Raw genomic sequence first — 16848 nt, forward strand, 5'->3', positions numbered from 1 at the left:
CGCAGATGTTAAACGGGGCCCCTTGTACAACGCGAGGCGTTAACAGGGGGCCCTTCCTTACACCTCAGGGCACCACGACGACGGGCCATCGGCCGGCGCGGACCAGTCGGGTGGCGACCGAGCCGACCAGGCGGTGCCCGGCCTGCTCGGAGGAGCCGACCACGACCATGTCCGCCTGCTGCTCGTCGGCGGCCCGGCACAGTTCGGTGTAGGCGTCGCCGCGCCGGCTCAGGAACGTCACCGGCAGGCCCAGTTCCTCGGCCGTACGCCGGCACTCGTCGCGCAGGTCGTCGGTCAGGTCGTCGTGGGTCTGCTGGACCACGCCGGCCACCACGTCGGAGAGCACCGCGGTGTACGAGGTCGGCGAGCTGACGAACACCGCCACAAGTGTGGCGCCCTGCCGCCGGGCCAGACCGGCGGCGTAGGCGGCGGCGCGCATCGAGGTGCGACTGCCGTCCACGCCGACCAGCACCACCCGGGGCCCGTCGGTGCCCCGTTCGTAGGGAAGTGGGCGGGCGCGCGGGCCGTACCGCTCACGTTCGGGTGCGTTCACGGTCAGTCCCGCGCGCCGGTGGCGGCGACCGGGGCCGGCTGCGGAAGCCTCTCGGCCGGTGCGGTCCCGGCGTTGCTGCGGCGCAGCGGCACCTCCCGGATGAGGACCACGGCGATCAGGGCCAGCAGTCCGAACGGGGCGGCGGCCAGGAAGATGTCACCGGCGGCGTGCCCGTACGCGGATTCGACGACGGTCCGGATCGGGCCGGGCAGCGTGTGCACGTCCGGCAGTCCGCCGCCGGAACCGGAGGCGGGAATGCCCAGCCGGCTCAGACCGTCGGCCGTGTAGGTGGTGACCCGGTGTCCGAGCACCGCGCCGAGCGCGCTGACGCCGATCGCGCCGCCCAGGCTGCGGAAGAAGGCCACCACGGAGCTGGCCGCGCCGAGTTCGTCCGGGCGGACGGTGTTCTGCACGGCCAGCACCAGGTTCTGCATGGACATGCCGACGCCGAGGCCGATCAGTGCCATGAAGACGGCGAGCCGCCAGTACGGGGTGTCCGCACGCATGGTGCCCATCAGCGCGAAGCCGGCGGTGAGCAGCACCGAGCCGATGACCAGCCAGCTCTTCCAGCGGCCGGTGTTGGTGATGATCCGGCCGACCACGGTCGAGGAGACCAGCAGACCGCCGATCATCGGCAGGGTCATCAGGCCGGACATGGTGGGGCTGGCGCCGCGGCTGATCTGGAAGTACTGGCCGAGGAACACCGAGGCGCCGAACATGCCGACGCCGACGGCGATGCTGGCGATCACGGCGAGGGTGATGGTGCGGTTGCGGAACAGCCGCGGCGGGATCATCGGGTCGGCGGCCCGCTTCTCGACCCGTACGGCGAGCGCGCCGAGCAGGGCGGCTCCGGCCACCAGCACACCGCTGGTCCAGGAGATCCAGTCGTACCGGTCGCCGGCCAGGGTGATCCAGACCAGCAGCAGCGAGACGGCGGCGGTGATCAGGGTCGCGCCCCACCAGTCGATCTTCACGTCGCGCTTGACCACGGGCAGGCTCAGTGTGCGCTGGAGGACGATCAGGGCGAGCACGGCGAACGGCACGCCGACGTAGAAGCACCAGCGCCAGCCGAGCCAGGAGGTGTCCACGATGACGCCGCCGATCAGCGGGCCGCCGATGGTGCCGACGGCCATGACCGCGCCGAGGTAGCCGCTGTACCGGCCGCGCTCACGTGGGGCGATCATCGTCGCCATGATCACCTGGGCCAGGGCGGTGAGGCCGCCGGCGCCGACGCCCTGCACCACGCGACAGGCGATCAGCTCGCCGGTGGACTGGGCGAGTCCGGCCAGCACCGAGCCGAGTACGAAGATCACCAGGGAGATCTGGACCAGGAGCTTCTTGCTGAACAGGTCGGCCAGCTTGCCCCAGATGGGCGTGGTCGCGGTGGTCGCCAGCAGCGTGGAGGTGACCACCCAGGTGTACGCGGACTGACTGCCGCGCAACTCGGTGATGATCCGCGGCAGCGCGTTCGACACGACCGTGGAGGAGAGGATCGCGACGAACATGCCCAGCAGCAGGCCGGAGAGGGCCTCCAGGATCTGCCGGTGGGACATGTCGACAGCGGTCGCCCGGGTGGGCGCGGTCGCCTGAGTCATCGTGGGGTGCCTCCGGAACGGGGGATCTGATTGCCTCGGGCAACCGTTGAATGTCGTTGCCTGAAGCAACAACCATGCGGACGGTGGCGTTGTTCCCCGCCTTCGGTCCGGGTCAGAACGTCTCGTTGAACCGGTGCATCAGCCGGGCCAGCTCCGCCACGTCCTCTTTCGGCCAACTTTCGAGTGAACGCCTGATCTGTCCGAGTCGGGCCGCGCGGGCCGCGTCGAACCTGCGGGTTCCCTCCTCGGTCAGGCTGAGCTGGGCGGCCCGCCGGTCCGTCGGGTCCGGATCGCGGCACACCAGGCCCAACGCCTCCAGGCCACCGATCTGCCGGCTCAACGTGCCCTTGCCGATGCCCAGCTTCACGGCCAGATCGGTGAGCCGGATCGAACCGGAGCGGCGCAGCCACAGCAGCAGGCCGTAGGCGTTCGGCTCCAGGTTCGGGTGGACCTCGCGGGCGATCTCCCAGGACAGCGCCCGACCCCGGCGCAACAACGCGGCCAGCTCGTGCTCCACCGCGCGCAGCGTCTCGTCCACGATCAGAGGGTACTCACCCGTCGTCGCTGAGTTGCTGCCGAGCCACCGGACGCAACTCGCCCTCACTCGTGGTGCCCTCGATCACCACGGCCGCCGAGCGCCCCCGGTGCGTCAACGTGGCAACCGCGTTGCCGAAGTAGGGCCCGGCCAGCTTCCGCCACCGCACCGGCGGGCGGCGCACCCCGGCCGAGCGGGCCAGCGCCCGGGTCAATCCGGACGGCCCCGGATTCCAGCCCAGCGTCATCAGCGGACGCATGCCCGCCGGCACCTGGTTGTGGATCGGCGAGCAGGTGAGCTGGTGCACCGGGGTGCGGACCTCGCGGTCGGCGAACCGCGCCCGGGCCACGTACGAGTGGTGCACGTCACCGGAGAGCACGCTTATCGACGCCGGGCGCGCGTACGCCGGACCGGCGCCCACCCGCGCCCCGGTGCGCGGCGCGGTGCCGCTGCCCAGCCGCGCGAACAACTCGCCGAGCGCCTCGAAGGACCGCCGGAACGCCGCCCAGTGCTCCAGGTCCCACCCCCGGCGCATCTGCTCGGCCAGCCGCGCCACCCACGGGCGGCCCGAGTCGGCGAGACGCTCGTTCCACGCCTCGACGTGGTGGATGCCCGGCGGCAGCAGCCAGGGCAGCGAGCTGCCCACCACCAGGTGGTCGTACTCGCCGTGCGCCTGGTCCAGGAACCACGACCACTCGCCGGACGGCAGCATCGCCCGGTGGCCCGGCAGGAGCACCCGGCTGGAGCGGTTGTCCAGCATCACCAGCCGGGTGCGGCCCAGGTCGAGGGCGTAGCTCCACTGGTACTGCACGGCCCGCCAGCGCTCGGTGTCGTGGGCCAGGTCCGCCTCGGTGTCCACCCGCTCGCCGAACTCGTGCAGCACGCCGGTGGCATCCTCGGCGGCGGCCACCTTCGCGTACACCGGGTCGGCGGCGATCTCGTCCGGGCTCAGGTTGCCCAGGTGCTGGTAGACCCAGTAGGAGGCCAGGCCGCTGCGGATCCGCTCCGCCCACCACGGCTGCTGGCGCATGTCCGCCCGCCAGGACTGCGAGGTGTTCCAGTCGTCGATCACCTCGTGGTCGTCGAAGATCATCACGCTGGGCACGGTGGAGAGCAGCCAGCGGATCTCCGGGTCGCGCCACGACTCCAGGTAGAGCTTGGTGTACTCGTCGAAGCTGACCACCTGCGTCGCCGGGGCGTTCTTCGGCCGTCGCCGGCGCCGCTTGAGCAGCCGGCGCACCGTCGGTGAGGTCTCGTCCGCGTACACCTGGTCGCCGAGCAGCACCAGCAGGTCGGGCAGCGCGTCCGGGTCGGTCGAGGCCATCGCCCGCCGGGCGTACGCGTCGAGCGCGTCCGGTGGCAGCCGGCGGGCGGTGGAGTGCTGGGTGGTCTCCCGGCACGAGCCGAACAGCAGGCGCACCGGCTGGTCGGCGTCGTCGAGCGGGCGGGTGCGGATCACGCTCGGCGGGAACGCGTGGTTCGGCAGTGGCCAGGCCGGCTCGTCGTCGACGAGGACCTCGTAGGTCGTGACGCTGTCCGGCGTGAGCCCGGTGACCACGACGATCGCGTAGTGGTGGTCGTACGCGGAGAAGGTGGGCGCACTGCCGGTGGCGCCGTCGGCCGTGCGGACGGTGACCAACGCGGGGCCGCTGGTCTCCACCCAGACCGTCGCCCGCGTGTCGACGACCCGCCGCAACAGCGGGCCGATGAGCAGGCGGGAACCGGGCACCACGCACCTCCGACAAGATCGTTTCGGCTCTTTCCTACCCGGCCGGCGGTTGCGGTACGCCTTCCTGTGGCGAAGCGTACCCGCAGCTTGTTCGCGTGCCGAGGCGGTGAGTGGGACGCCGTCGCCGGCATCTGACAGGATTTCGGGCATGACGGAATACCTCCTCGTCGCTCTCGCCCTGCTCGGCGTGCTGATCATCGGCGGCCTGAGCCTCGTGGTGCCCCGGCTGCGCCGGCGCCCGCAGCCGCCGGTACCGCACACCGAGGTGGACACCCGGCCAGAGGAGGAACTGGCCGGGCCGCCCGTCGAGGCCCAGGAGGCGGAACTCACCACAGGCGTCGTGGTCGAGGCGCCCCCGGTGGAGGCACCCCCGGTCGAAGTGCCGGAGCCCACGGCCGGCCGGCTCGTGCGGCTGCGCTCGCGGCTGTCCCGCTCCCAGAACGTCTTCGGCAAGGGCCTGCTCGGCCTGCTCAGCCGGGACCGGCTGGACGAGGACACCTGGGAGGAGATCGAGGACAGCCTGATCACCGCCGACGTCGGCATCGACGCCACCCGGGAGATCGTCGACCGGCTGCGGGAGCAGACCCGGGTGCAGGGCACCCGCACGGTCGACGAGCTGCGCACGCTGCTCGCCGCCGAACTCGTCGACGCGCTCGACCCGGGCCTGGACCGGTCGCTGCGCACCGCGCCGAAGGACGGCGTGCCGGCGGTGCTGCTGGTGGTCGGCGTCAACGGCGCCGGCAAGACCACGACCTGCGGCAAGATTGCCCGGGTGCTGGTCGCGGACGGCCGCAGCGTGCTGCTCGGGGCGGCCGACACGTTCCGCGCCGCCGCCGCCGACCAGTTGGAGACCTGGGGCGGCCGGGTGGGCGCGGAGACCGTCCGCGGGCCGGAGGCCGCCGACCCGGCAAGCGTCGCGTTCGACGCGGTCAAGCGCGGCATCGAGGTCGGCGTGGACACCGTGCTCATCGACACCGCCGGCCGGCTGCAGAACAAGGTCGGCTTGATGGACGAGCTGGGCAAGGTCAAGCGGGTGGTGGAGAAGCACGGCCCGATCGACGAGACCCTGCTGGTGCTCGACGCCACCACCGGTCAGAACGGGCTGGAGCAGGCCCGGGTCTTCACCGAGGCGGTGCACGTCACAGGCGTGGTGCTGACCAAGCTCGACGGGACCGCCAAGGGCGGCATCGTGATCGCCGTGCAGCGCAAGCTCGGCATCCCGGTCAAGCTGGTCGGCCTCGGCGAGGGCAAGGACGACCTGGCCCCGTTCGACCCCGCCCAGTTCGTCGACGCGCTGCTCGGCACCGAGCCGCTCGCCCGGGACGCGTAGCCTCGACGTGACGACTGACGATCGCGCCTACTCGGGGTGGCGCGACCCCAGCGAACCGGCGCCACGCCTCGGGAGACCGTACGTGACTTCGCAGGAGATCCCGCTGCACGGCGGGAACGTCAGCACCGTGGTCCGCGTCGGGGACACGGTGCGGCGCAACGTCGGCCCGTGGACCCCCTCGGTGCACGCGCTGCTGCGCCACCTGGAATACGTCGGGTTCACCGGCGCCCCCCGCGCGTTCGGCATGGACGAGCGCAACCGGGAGGTCCTGTCGTACCTGGAGGGGGAGTGCGGGGAGTACCCGCTGGCCCCGCACTGGGTCACCGACGAGGCACTGGTCACGGTGGCCACCATGCTGCGGATGTTCCACGACGCGCAGTACGGCTTCACCCCGCCGCCCGGTGCGGTGTGGCGCTCGTTCGGACCGCCCCCGCCGGACACCGAGGTCATCTGTCACCACGACGCCGCGCCGCACAACGTGATCTGGCGGCCCGACGGCACGCTCGGGCTGATCGACTTCGACCTCGCCTCGCCCGGCGCGCGCATCTACGACGTGGCGTACGCGGCCTGGACCTGGGTGCCGATCTTCTCCGACCGGGACTCCGTCACGCTCGGCTGGAAGCGCCCCGACCGGCCGCGCCGGCTGCGCCTGTTCGCCGACGCCTACGGGTTGATCCCCCGGGACCGGCACCGGCTCGTCCGCACCATCCGCAAGCGCATCGTCGACCACGTCGAGGGCATCCGCCGGATGGCCGCCGCCGGTGAGCCGGCGTTCGTCCGGATCGTGCACAAGGGACACCTGCGCCGACCGATGCGCGACCTGCGGCTGCTCGACTACGAGCGGCACCACCTGGAGTACGCGCTCCGCTGACCAAGATCGGTGTTCTTCACACGCTGGAAACAACCCGTCACGCGTCGGAAACCGCGCGGTGTCGGTGCAGGAAACAGCCGGCGACAAAGCTTCCGCCCAACCGGCTGACGGGCGATGCTGCCAGGTCTTCAGTCGGTGGAGGAATTCGACACCGAGAGGAGGCAGCGTGGAGATCGACACCGGGAACACTGCCTGGTTGCTTGTCTCGACTGCGCTCGTGCTGCTCATGACCCCCGGTCTCGCGCTGTTCTACGGCGGCTTGAACCGGTCCAAGGGCGTTCTGAACATGATGATGATGAGCTTCTCGTCCATCGGGCTCATCAGCATCCTCTGGCTTTTCTACGGCTTCACCGTCGCCTTCGGCGAAGGCGGCAAGTTCTGGGGTGACCTCGGTCAGTACCTGGGCACCAAGACGTTCGTCGGCGAGAACGACCTGTGGGGCGAGACCGGCATCCCGATCTACGTCTTCATCGCCTTCCAGATGATGTTCGCCGTCATCACCGTCGCCCTGATCAGCGGGGCGCTGTCCGACCGGGCCAAGTTCGCCGGCTGGCTGCTGTTCGCCTTCGGCTGGTCCACCCTGGTCTACTTCCCGGTCGCCCACATGGTGTGGGGCGGCGGCCTGATCGGCGGCGACATCGGCGCGCTCGACTTCGCCGGTGGCACCGCGGTGCACATCAACGCCGGTGCGGCCGCGCTCGCCCTGGTGCTGGTGCTCGGCAAGCGGGTCGGCTGGCCGCGGGAGAGCATGAAGCCGCACAACGTGCCGATGGTCGCCCTGGGCGCGGCGCTGCTCTGGTTCGGCTGGTTCGGCTTCAACGCCGGTTCCGAGTTGACCGCCGACGGCGTCACCGCGCTGGCCTTCATCAACACCCAGGTCGCCACCGCCGCGGCGCTGCTCGGCTGGATCGTGGTGGAGTGGGTGCGCGACGGCAGGCCCACCCTGGTCGGCGCGTCGTCCGGCGCCGTCGCCGGTCTGGTCGCCATCACCCCGGCGTGCGCGTTCATCACCCCGGCGGCAGCGGTGCTGCTGGGTCTGGTCGCCGGTGCGGTCTGCGCCCTCGCGGTCGGCCTGAAGTACCGGCTCGGCTACGACGACTCCCTCGACGTGGTCGGCGTGCACTTCGTCGGCGGCTGGATCGGCTGCCTCTGGATCGGCCTGTTCGGCACCGCCTCGGTCAGCTCCCTGGTGGCCACCGACGGTCTGCTGGTCGGTGGCGACGCCACCCTCCTCGGCAAGCAGGCGCTGGGCGCGTTGATCGTGACCGTCTACTCCTTCGTGGTCGCCTACGCCCTCGGGTTCGCGATCGACAAGACCATCGGCTTCCGGGTCACCGCCGAGGCCGAGGTCGACGGCATCGACATCGCCGAGCACGCGGAGAGCGGCTACGACCTGTCGCCCACCACGGGCAGCAGCGGCGGCGCGTTCGCCATGGCCGGGATCGGCGCCACCAAGCCGGGTCCGGAGCCCACCGTCGAGGCGGACGAGTCCGCGCCGGTAAGCGCGAAGGTCGCCGGTTAACGTTCCTGGGATGGAGGGGTTGGACATGAAGCTGGTGACCGCGGTCATCAAGCCGTACCAGCTGGACGCGGTGAAGGAGGCTCTGCACGCCCTCGGGGTGGCCGGGCTGACGGTCAGCGAGGTCCAGGGCTACGGCCGGCAGAAGGGGCACACCGAGGTCTACCGGGGTGCCGAGTACACGGTCGAGTTCCTGCCCAAGATCCGGGTCGAGGTGCTCACCGACGAGATGGACGTCGACAAGATCGTGGACGCGATCGTGGGCGCCGCCCGGACCGGCAAGATCGGTGACGGCAAGGTCTGGGTGACAGGCGTCGAGGAGGTCGTCCGGGTGCGTACCGGCGAGCGCGGGCTCGACGCCCTCTGACACCGGAATCCGCCGACATGACCTCGTTGACCACGGCCACCGGCCCTCTGGGGGACGGCGTGCCCGTGGTCAACGAGGTCGTCGGCGTACCCGGGGGGATCGGCGCGGCGGCCCGGGCCGCGCGGGCCGACGCGCTTGACGCGTGGCTGTGCCGCCTCTTCCCGGACCGTCCCGGGGTCGCCCTGGTCGCGGTGGGCGGGCTGGGCCGCCGCCAGTGCGCCCCCTACGGCGACCTCGACCTGTTGCTGCTGCACGCCGGGGTGCCCGGCATCGACGCGCTTGCCGCCTCCCTCTGGTATCCGATCTGGGACGCCGGGCTGCGGCTGGACCACTCGGTACGCACGGTCGCCGAGGCGCTGTCGGTGGCCCAGGACGACGTCAAGGTCGCCCTCGGCCTGCTCGACGCCCGGCACGTGGCCGGTGACCCGGCCCTGACCGACCAGCTCGCCCGTACCGCCACCGACCACTGGCGGCGCACCGCGATCCGGCACCTGCCCGGCCTGCGGGAGATCACCGCCGCCCGCTGGGAGGCGCACGGCGAGCTGGCGTTCCTGCTCGAAGGAGACCTCAAGGAGGCCGCCGGCGGGCTGCGGGACGTCGGCATCCTGCGCGCCATCGCCACCGCCGGGGTCACCGACGCGCTGCGCCCGGCCGTGCACGCCGCGCACCGCCGGCTGCTGGACACCCGCGACGCCCTGCACCAGCAGGTCGGCCGGCGGGTCGACCGGCTGGTCGCCCAGGAACGCGACGGCGTGGCGGCCCTGCTCGGGCTGCGCCCGTCCCCGCCCGGCGCCGCCGATGCCACGCCGCGGCCGGAGGCCGCCGACGTCGAGCCGCGGCCGGAGGCCGCCGAGGGCGACACGTTGCTGCGCCTGGTGGCCGGTGACGCCCGTACCGTCCGGCACGCCCTCGACGACGCCTGGCGGGCCGCCGACCGGCTGCGCTCCGGGCGGCACCGGGGCGCCCCCGGTCGTCCGCCGCGTCGCCCGGTCGCCCGGGACGTGGTGGAGCAGGACGGCGAGCTGGTGCTCGCCCGCACCGCCATCGGGGCCCGTCCCGACCCGAGCCTGTCCCTGCGGGTGGCCGCCGCGGCGGCCACCACCGGGTTGCCCATCGCGCGGGCCACCTGCGAATGGCTCGCCGCGTACTGCCCGCCGCTGCCCGCGCCGTGGCCGCCAGCCGCCCGCGCCGCCCTGATCACCCTGCTCGGCGCCGGCCCCGGCCTGGTGCCCGCCTGGGAGACCTGCGACCGGTACGGCCTGATCGACCGCTGGCTGCCCGAGTGGACCCGGCTGCGCAGCCTGCCCCAGCACAACCCGGTGCACCGGTTCACCCTCGACCGGCACCTCGTGCAGACCGCGTACGAGGCGAGCCGGCACACCCGCGACGTGGAACGCCCCGACCTGCTGCTGCTCGGCGCGTTCCTGCACGACATCGGCAAGGGGCTGCCCGGCGACCACTCCACGGTCGGGGCGCCGCTCGCCGAGTCGGTGGCCGCCAGGGTCGGGCTGCCGCCGGCCGAGGCGGCGCTGATCGGCACGCTGGTGCGGCTGCACCTGCTGCTGCCCGACGTGGCCACCCGGCGGGACCTGTCCGATCCGAAGACCATCGCCGGGGTCGCCGAGCGGATCGGCGACACCGGCACTCTGGAGCTGCTGCACGCGCTGGTACGCGCCGACGCCGCCGCCACCGGCCCGGCCGCCTGGTCCGGCTGGAAGGGTCGGCTGGTCGCCGAACTGGTGTCCCGGGTGCGCACCACGCTGGACACCGGCGAGGTGCCCGCCCCGCCGGCCCCCGACCCGGCGCTTGTCGCGGGTTCGCTGCCGGTCGTACACGTGGGGGAGGACCGGGTGTCGGTGGCCGCGGCGGACCGTCGAGGGCTGCTCGCCACGGTGGCCGGGTGCCTGGCCCTGCACCGTCTGGACGTCATCTCCGCCGACGCCGCCACCGTCGACGGCCGCGCCCTGGTGCAGTGCCGGGTGCAGCCGCGTTACGGGCTGGCGGCGGACCCGATCGCGCTCACCGCCGACCTGCGTCGCGCGGTCACCGGCGACGTTTCCGTCACCCAGCGGCTGCGCGGCCGGGCGCTGGCCGCGCGCAGCCGCAGCGCCGCGCCCCGCGTCGTCTGGCACCGGGAGGCGGCCACCGACGCGGTCCTGTTGGAGCTGCGCGCGGCCGACGCGGCCGGGCTGCTCTACCGGGTCACCTGCGCGCTCGACGAGGCCGGCGCCCAGGTGCGCGCCGCGCGCATCTCCACGCTCGGCGGCGACGTGGTGGACGCCTTCTACCTGACCGGCGGCTGGCCCTCCGACGAGCAGCGCGCCCGCGTCGAGGCCGCCGTGCTCGCTGCGGTGTAAGGAAGGGGCCCCTCTTAACGCCTCCGGTAGAGCAGGGGCCCCTTGTTAACACCCCGTCCACGAGCTACGCCCGCTGACGTACGCCGGGAGCCGCCGACGGCACGACGCGCCGCGCCGCCGTCGGCGGGACGCTCGGGGGCATGAACCTGCCAGTGCAGACCGAAGGGCTCACCAAACGGTACGGCGAACTGACCGCCGTCCGGAATCTCGACCTGACCGTGCGGGCCGGCGAGGTGTACGGCTTCCTCGGCCCCAACGGGGCCGGCAAGACCACCACGCTGCGCATGCTGCTCGGCCTGGTCCGTCCCAGCGCCGGCACGGTGCGGCTGCTCGGTCGCGCCCCCGGCGCCGGGCGGCTCACCGGCGTCGGCGCGCTGATCGAGGGGCCGGCCTTCTACCCGTACCTGTCCGGCCGGGACAACCTGCGCGTGCTGGCCGGCTACGCCGGTGTCGGCGCGGACCGCGTCGCGGCGGTGCTCGACCTGGTCGACCTCACCGACCGGGCGGGCGACCGGTACGCCGCCTACTCGTTGGGCATGAAGCAGCGGCTCGGGGTGGCCGCCGCGCTGCTGAAGGACCCGCGCCTGCTGATCCTGGACGAGCCGACGAACGGCCTCGACCCGGCCGGCATGGCGGACATGCGGACCCTGGTCCGGCGGCTCGGCGCGGCCGGATCGACCGTGCTGGTCTCCAGTCACCTGCTCGGCGAGGTCGAGCAGGTCTGCGACCGGGTCGGCGTGATCGCCCGCGGTGCGCTGGTGGCCGAGGGCCGCGTCGACGAGCTGCGCGGCGCGACCGGGTTGCGGCTGCTCGCCGACCCGCCGGAGCAGGCGGCGGCGCGGGCCCGGGAGCTCGTCGGCGCGGACCGGGTACGTGTCGTCGACGGCGGGCTGGACCTGGCGGTCGAGCCGGCGCGGGCGGCCTGGCTGAACGCGGAGATGGTCGGGGCCGGGTTCGCCGTACGTGAGCTGCGGCCCCGGGAACGTGACCTGGAGCAGGTCTTCTTCGACCTGGTGGAGAAAGGGACGGCCGATGTCGCGTAGTTTCCGCGCCGAACTGGTCAAGCTGGTCCGGCGGCCGGCCGCCTGGCTGCTGCTGGCCATCACGCTCACGCTGTCGCTGGTCTTCACCTACGTCTTCCCGTACGCCGGGGCGGCCGGCGGCGCCGACGGCCCGAACACCGACCGGGCGCTGCCCGCGATGTTCCCCGACCACCTGGTCGGCAACTCCCTCGGCGGCCTGCCGATCTTCCTCGGCGCGATCCTGCTGATCCTCGGCGTGCTCACGGTGGGCGGCGAGTACGGCTGGGGCACCTGGAAGACCGTGCTCACCCAGGGGCCGACGCGCCTGGAGGTGTACGCCGGCAAGTTGCTCACCCTCGCGCTCGCCGCGCTGGCCGTGGTGCTCGCCGTGTTCGCGGTCGGTGCGGTTGCCGCGGTGATGATCGCGACCGCCGAGGCGCAGCCGGTGCGCTGGCCCTCCGTCGGTGACCTGCTGATCGGCGTCGGCGCGGGGTGGCTCGTCGCGACGATGTGGGCGATGCTCGGTGCGGTGCTCGCGGTCGCGTTGCGGGCGGTCGCGCTGCCGGTCGGGTTGGGTCTGGTGTGGATGCTCGCGGTGCAGAACCTGCTCGCCGCGATCGCCGCCCCGCTCGTCGACTGGGTGGCGACCGTCCAGCAAGGGCTGCCGGGCCCGAACGCCGGGGCGTTGGCTGCGGCGTTGGGCGCACCGGGGGACACCCCCGGCGTCGAGGCCACCGTCGGTGGCGGGCAGGCGGCGGTGGTGGTGGCCGTGTACCTGGTGGGTTTCGCGGTGGTCGGCGCGGCGCTGCTGCGCAGGCGGGACATCGACTGAGCCAGGGCGGGGGAGCGGACGTGGATCGCGGGCGCGGCGACCGGCGCTGGTGGCTCCTCGACGGGCTGCTCGCCCTGGGGCTGCTGGTGATCGGGCTGGTCGGCACCGGGCCGGCCGGCCTGAACCAGGGCGTGTACACCGGTTCCGCAGCCTACCCGCCGGTCGTGGTCGCGGCACTCGCGGTGGCGGCGCGCCGGCGCTGGCCGTTGCCCACCCTGGCGGTGGTCGCCGCCGCGACCACCATGTACCTGCTGCTCGGCCAGCCGTACGGTCCGATCCTGCTGTCGTTCCTCGTCGCGGTCTACACGGTGGCCGCGCACCGGCCGGTCCGTGCCGCGGCGGTGACCGGCGCGGCCGTGCTGGCGGCGCTGGTGACGTACGTCTTCGTCGGCGTGCGTCCGCCCGGCCCGGTCGGTCTCATGCCGGTCGCCGCCTGGGTGGTGGTGCCGTTCGCGGTCGGGGTGACCGTGCGGCTGAGCCGGGAGGCCGCCGCGCGCGGCCGGGTCGACGAGGCACGCCGGCTGGCCGACGCGGAGCGGCTGCGGGTGGCCCGGGAGGTGCACGACGTGGTGGGCCACGGGCTCGCCGCGATCCACCTTCAGGCCGAGGTCGCGCTGCACCTGCTGGCCCGTCGGCCCGAGCAGGCCGAGGCGGCGCTGACCGCGATCAGCCGGACCAGCAAGGAGGCGCTGGACGAGTTGCGGGTCACGCTCACCGTGGTCCGGCGGGCCGGGGCCGGTGACGAGGCGGGAACCGACGGGCAGCGCGCGCCGGTGCCAGGGCTGGCTCAGTTGCCGGAGCTGCGGGAGCGGCTGGCCGGCGCCGGGGTGCCGGTCACCGTCGAGACCGTCGGAAAGCCGCGTCCGCTGCCGGTGGCGGTGGACCTGGCCGCCTACCGGGTGGCGCAGGAGGCGCTGACAAACGTGCTGCGCCACGCCGGCCCGGCCACCGCCGCGGTCCGCGTCGGGTATGCCACAGGCGAGGTCACCGTGGAGGTCACCGACACCGGGCGGGGGTGCTCCGCCGCGGCGGACCGGTCCACTGGTTCCGGCCTGGGCGGCATGCGCGAACGGGTCATCGCGCTGGGCGGTACGTTCGATGCCGGGCCGGCCGCGTCCGGTGGCTTCCGGGTGCACGCCACGCTGCCCACGCGGGAGGTCGCATGATCCGGGTGCTGCTCGCCGACGACCAGGACCTGGTCCGGATCGGGCTGCGCGCGCTGGTGGAGAGCGAGGACGACCTGACAGTCGTCGGGGAGGCCGCGGACGGGCTCGCCGCGGTGGCGGCGGCCCGTCGGGAACGCCCGGACGTGGTGCTGATGGACGTGCGGATGCCCGGTGTGGACGGCATCGAGGCGACGCGCCGGATCGTGGGCGATCCGGCGCTGGCCGGGACCCGGGTGGTGGTGCTGACGACGTTCGAGCTGGACGAGTACGTCTTCGACGCGCTTCGCCACGGCGCCAGCGGCTTCCTCACCAAGGACACCCGCCCGGTCGAGCTGCTGCGGGCGATCCGCCTGGTCGCCGAGGGGGAGGCGCTGCTGTCCCCGTCGGTGACCCGTCGGGTGGTCCGGGAGTTCGCCACCCGGCCGGCCCGGGTGCCGCGCCCGCATCCCCGGCTCGCCGCGCTGACCGACCGGGAACGTGAGGTGGTGGGGCTGGTCGGTGAAGGGCTGAGCAACGCGGAGATCGCCGAGCGGTTGGTGGTCAGTCCGGCTACCGCGCGTACCCACGTCAGCCGGGCCATGGTGAAGCTGGGCGCCCGGGACCGGGCCCAGTTGGTGGTCTTCGCGTACCAGTCGGGTCTGGTCGTGTCCTGAGCCTGCGGCGGGGTCGGAGCGGGGGTGCGGGCGGCGGGCTACCCTAACGGTGGGCTGGACAGCCGGCCCGGCCGCCGTGCCCGCCGACCACGACAAACGGGATGTTCGCGTGTTTGACACCTTGAGTGACCGCCTGTCCGGGATCTTCACCAAGCTCCGCGGCAAGGGCCGGCTCACCGACGCCGACATCGACGCCACCGCGCGTGAGATCCGGATGGCGTTGCTGGAGGCCGACGTCGCCCTGCCGGTGGTCAAGGGCTTCATCGCGAACGTGAAGGAGCGGGCGCGGGGGTCCGAGGTCTCCCAGGCGCTCAACCCGGCCCAGCAGATCATCAAGATCGTCAACGAGGAACTGATCAACGTCCTCGGCGGCGAGGGGCGACGGCTCCAGTTCGCCAAGAACCCGCCGACGGTGATCATGCTGGCCGGCCTCCAGGGCTCCGGCAAGACGACGCTCGCCGGCAAGCTGGCCCGCTGGCTCAAGGGCCAGGGGCACCAGCCGCTGCTTGTCGCCGCCGACCTCCAGCGCCCCAATGCCGTCGGGCAGTTGCAGGTGCTCGGCGGTCGCGCCGGGGTCGAGGTGTACGCTCCCGCGCCCGGCAACGGCGTCGGCGACCCGGTGCAGGTGGCCCGCGACTCGATCGAGCATGCCCGCCGCGCCGCCCGGGACATCGTCATCGTCGACACGGCCGGCCGGCTCGGTATCGACACCGAGATGATGCAGCAGGCCGCGAACATCCGGGACGCGGTCCAGCCCGACGAGGTCATCTTCGTCATCGACGCCATGGTCGGCCAGGACGCGGTCCGCACCGCCGAGGCGTTCCGCGACGGCGTCGGCATCACCGGTGTGGTCCTGTCCAAGCTCGACGGCGATGCCCGCGGTGGCGCGGCGCTCTCCGTGCGTGAGGTCACCGGCCAGCCGATCCTGTTCGCCTCCACCGGCGAGAAGCTGGAGGACTTCGACGTCTTCCACCCCGACCGGATGGCCAGCCGGATCCTCGGCATGGGCGACGTCCTCACTCTGATCGAGCAGGCCGAGGCGGCCTTCGACACCGATCAGAAGGAGAAGATGACCGCCAAGCTGATGGGCGGGGAGACCTTCACCCTGGAGGACTTCCTCGATCAGCTCATCGCGGTCCGGCGGATGGGTCCGATCGCCAACGTGCTGGCCATGATGCCGGGCATGGGGCAGATGAAGGACCAGATCGCCGAGTTGGACGACACGCACTTCGACCGGGTCACCGCGATCATCCGATCGATGACCCCGGCCGAGCGCACCAACCCGAAGATCATTAACGGTTCGCGTCGCGCCCGCATCGCCGGCGGTTCCGGGGTCACCGTGATGGACGTCAACCAGCTGCTCAACCGCTTCGCCGACGCGCAGAAGATGATGAAGCAGATGGGCGGCATGATGGGCCTGCCCGGCGGTGGCGGCCGGCGCAAGGCGACCAAGTCGCCGAAGAACAAGCGCAAGGGCACCAAGGGCGGCAACCGGCCGCGCACCGGGGCCGGCGCGCCGGGCGGCTTCCCGGGCGGCATGCCGCAGCTCCCGCCGGGCCTGGACCCGGGTGACCTGGCCGGCGGCCAGGGCCTGCCCCCGGGTTTCAAGCTCCCGAAGATCGACTTCAACAAGCTCGGCAAGGGCGGCGACAAGGGCCCGCGCTAGCGTGTCGGTGACGGTGGGCGACGTCGTCATCTCCTAGGGTGATGTCGCCCCCGGGAAGGAGATGTCAATGACCGCGGCCCCGATCCTGCCGGAGCGGCACGAGTGGACGGTCGACGACCTGGGCGAACTGCCCAGGGACCTTCCGTACGAACTGATCAACGGACGGTTGATCGTGCCGTCGCCCACGCTGCTGCACCAGGACATGTGCGTCCGTCTCCTGCTCGCGCTGGAGGCCAGCTGCCCGAAGGAATACCAGGTCGGGATCGACCTGTCGATGCGGGTCGACCATCGTAACGAGCCCCGGCCGGACGTCGTCGCGGTCGTGCGGGGTAACGCCAACCGCAGCCCACTGCCGGTCGAGGACGCGGTGCTCGCCGTCGAGGTCATCTCGCCGACGTCCACCTTCCGCGACATGTACGACAAGGCCCGCGTCTACGCGCACGCCGGCGTCCGCTCGTACTGGGTGCTCGACCCGGTCAAGGAAAAGATCACGCTGACCGAGTACGTGCTCGGCGTCAAGCGCGAGTACCAGCAGGTCAGCCAGACCGAGGACCTGTTCGTCACCGAGCTGCCCTGGAAGGTCTCGGTCGATCTGCCGGCGCTGACCGCGCGCCGCAACGACCTGCTCGCCGGTGAGGACGGCTGATCGGGTA

At 72.7% G+C, this 16848-nt stretch carries 15 protein-coding genes; 11 read left to right on the top strand and 4 right to left on the bottom strand.

Annotated elements, in window-relative coordinates; all coding sequences use genetic code 11:
* Positions 1-64: 64 nt before the first annotated feature.
* The 4 genes from ACLQ2X_RS18010 to ACLQ2X_RS18025 form a co-directional block, all read right to left on the bottom strand.
* Positions 65-553 carry a universal stress protein gene (locus tag ACLQ2X_RS18010; RefSeq protein ID WP_425682194.1) on the bottom strand — a complete coding sequence of 163 codons (489 nt, stop codon included), beginning with the start codon at positions 551-553 and terminating at the stop codon, positions 65-67.
* A gap of 2 nt (positions 554-555) precedes the next feature.
* Positions 556-2148, bottom strand: coding sequence for an MDR family MFS transporter (locus ACLQ2X_RS18015; RefSeq protein ID WP_425682195.1), 1593 nt, complete (start codon positions 2146-2148; stop codon positions 556-558).
* A gap of 112 nt (positions 2149-2260) precedes the next feature.
* Positions 2261-2686: a MarR family winged helix-turn-helix transcriptional regulator gene (locus ACLQ2X_RS18020; protein WP_425682196.1), complete on the bottom strand. Its 426-nt coding sequence runs from the start codon at positions 2684-2686 to the stop codon at positions 2261-2263.
* Between the two features lie 13 nt (positions 2687-2699).
* Positions 2700-4412 (bottom strand): alkaline phosphatase D family protein, encoded by a 1713-nt coding sequence (locus ACLQ2X_RS18025; RefSeq protein ID WP_425682197.1) that lies wholly within the window; start codon positions 4410-4412, stop codon positions 2700-2702.
* A gap of 148 nt (positions 4413-4560) precedes the next feature.
* Here ACLQ2X_RS18025 and ftsY point away from each other — a divergent pair, with 148 nt between their 5' ends.
* The 11 genes from ftsY (at position 4561) to ACLQ2X_RS18080 (ending at position 16841) form a co-directional block, all read left to right on the top strand.
* Positions 4561-5742 carry a signal recognition particle-docking protein FtsY gene (ftsY, locus tag ACLQ2X_RS18030; protein WP_425682198.1) on the top strand — a complete coding sequence of 394 codons (1182 nt, stop codon included), beginning with the start codon at positions 4561-4563 and terminating at the stop codon, positions 5740-5742.
* 7 nt (positions 5743-5749) lie between these two features.
* The gene (locus tag ACLQ2X_RS18035) at positions 5750-6613 is read left to right on the top strand and encodes an aminoglycoside phosphotransferase family protein (RefSeq protein WP_425682199.1); all 864 of its coding nucleotides are present in this window, start codon (positions 5750-5752) and stop codon (positions 6611-6613) included.
* Positions 6614-6839: 226 nt separating this feature from the next.
* On the top strand, positions 6840-8135 hold the full coding sequence (locus tag ACLQ2X_RS18040) for an ammonium transporter (protein WP_425682369.1): 1296 nt from the start codon (positions 6840-6842) through the stop codon (positions 8133-8135).
* Positions 8136-8160: 25 nt separating this feature from the next.
* The gene (locus ACLQ2X_RS18045) at positions 8161-8499 is read left to right on the top strand and encodes a P-II family nitrogen regulator (protein WP_013284578.1); all 339 of its coding nucleotides are present in this window, start codon (positions 8161-8163) and stop codon (positions 8497-8499) included.
* 17 nt (positions 8500-8516) lie between these two features.
* A complete protein-coding gene (locus ACLQ2X_RS18050) occupies positions 8517-10856 on the top strand; it encodes a [protein-PII] uridylyltransferase (RefSeq protein WP_425682200.1) in 2340 nt (779 codons plus the stop codon).
* A gap of 140 nt (positions 10857-10996) precedes the next feature.
* Entirely contained in the window at positions 10997-11899 is a 903-nt protein-coding gene (locus tag ACLQ2X_RS18055; RefSeq protein ID WP_425682201.1) for an ABC transporter ATP-binding protein, read from the top strand.
* Positions 11889-12710 (top strand): ABC transporter permease, encoded by an 822-nt coding sequence (locus tag ACLQ2X_RS18060; RefSeq protein WP_425682202.1) that lies wholly within the window; start codon positions 11889-11891, stop codon positions 12708-12710. The genes ACLQ2X_RS18055 and ACLQ2X_RS18060 overlap by 11 nt, the downstream gene beginning before the upstream one ends.
* Before the next feature lie 20 nt (positions 12711-12730).
* A complete protein-coding gene (locus ACLQ2X_RS18065; protein WP_425682203.1) occupies positions 12731-13876 on the top strand; it encodes a sensor histidine kinase in 1146 nt (381 codons plus the stop codon).
* The gene (locus ACLQ2X_RS18070) at positions 13873-14529 is read left to right on the top strand and encodes a response regulator transcription factor (protein WP_425682204.1); all 657 of its coding nucleotides are present in this window, start codon (positions 13873-13875) and stop codon (positions 14527-14529) included. The genes ACLQ2X_RS18065 and ACLQ2X_RS18070 overlap by 4 nt, the downstream gene beginning before the upstream one ends.
* Before the next feature lie 109 nt (positions 14530-14638).
* Complete coding sequence (ffh, locus tag ACLQ2X_RS18075) at positions 14639-16195, top strand: signal recognition particle protein (RefSeq protein WP_425682205.1); 1557 nt, start codon at positions 14639-14641, stop codon at positions 16193-16195.
* Between the two features lie 67 nt (positions 16196-16262).
* Positions 16263-16841 (top strand): Uma2 family endonuclease, encoded by a 579-nt coding sequence (locus ACLQ2X_RS18080; RefSeq protein WP_425682206.1) that lies wholly within the window; start codon positions 16263-16265, stop codon positions 16839-16841.
* Positions 16842-16848 lie beyond the last annotated feature (7 nt).

Source organism: Micromonospora sp. DT31 (assembly GCF_049841795.1).
Classification (GTDB): Bacteria; Actinomycetota; Actinomycetes; order Mycobacteriales; family Micromonosporaceae; genus Micromonospora.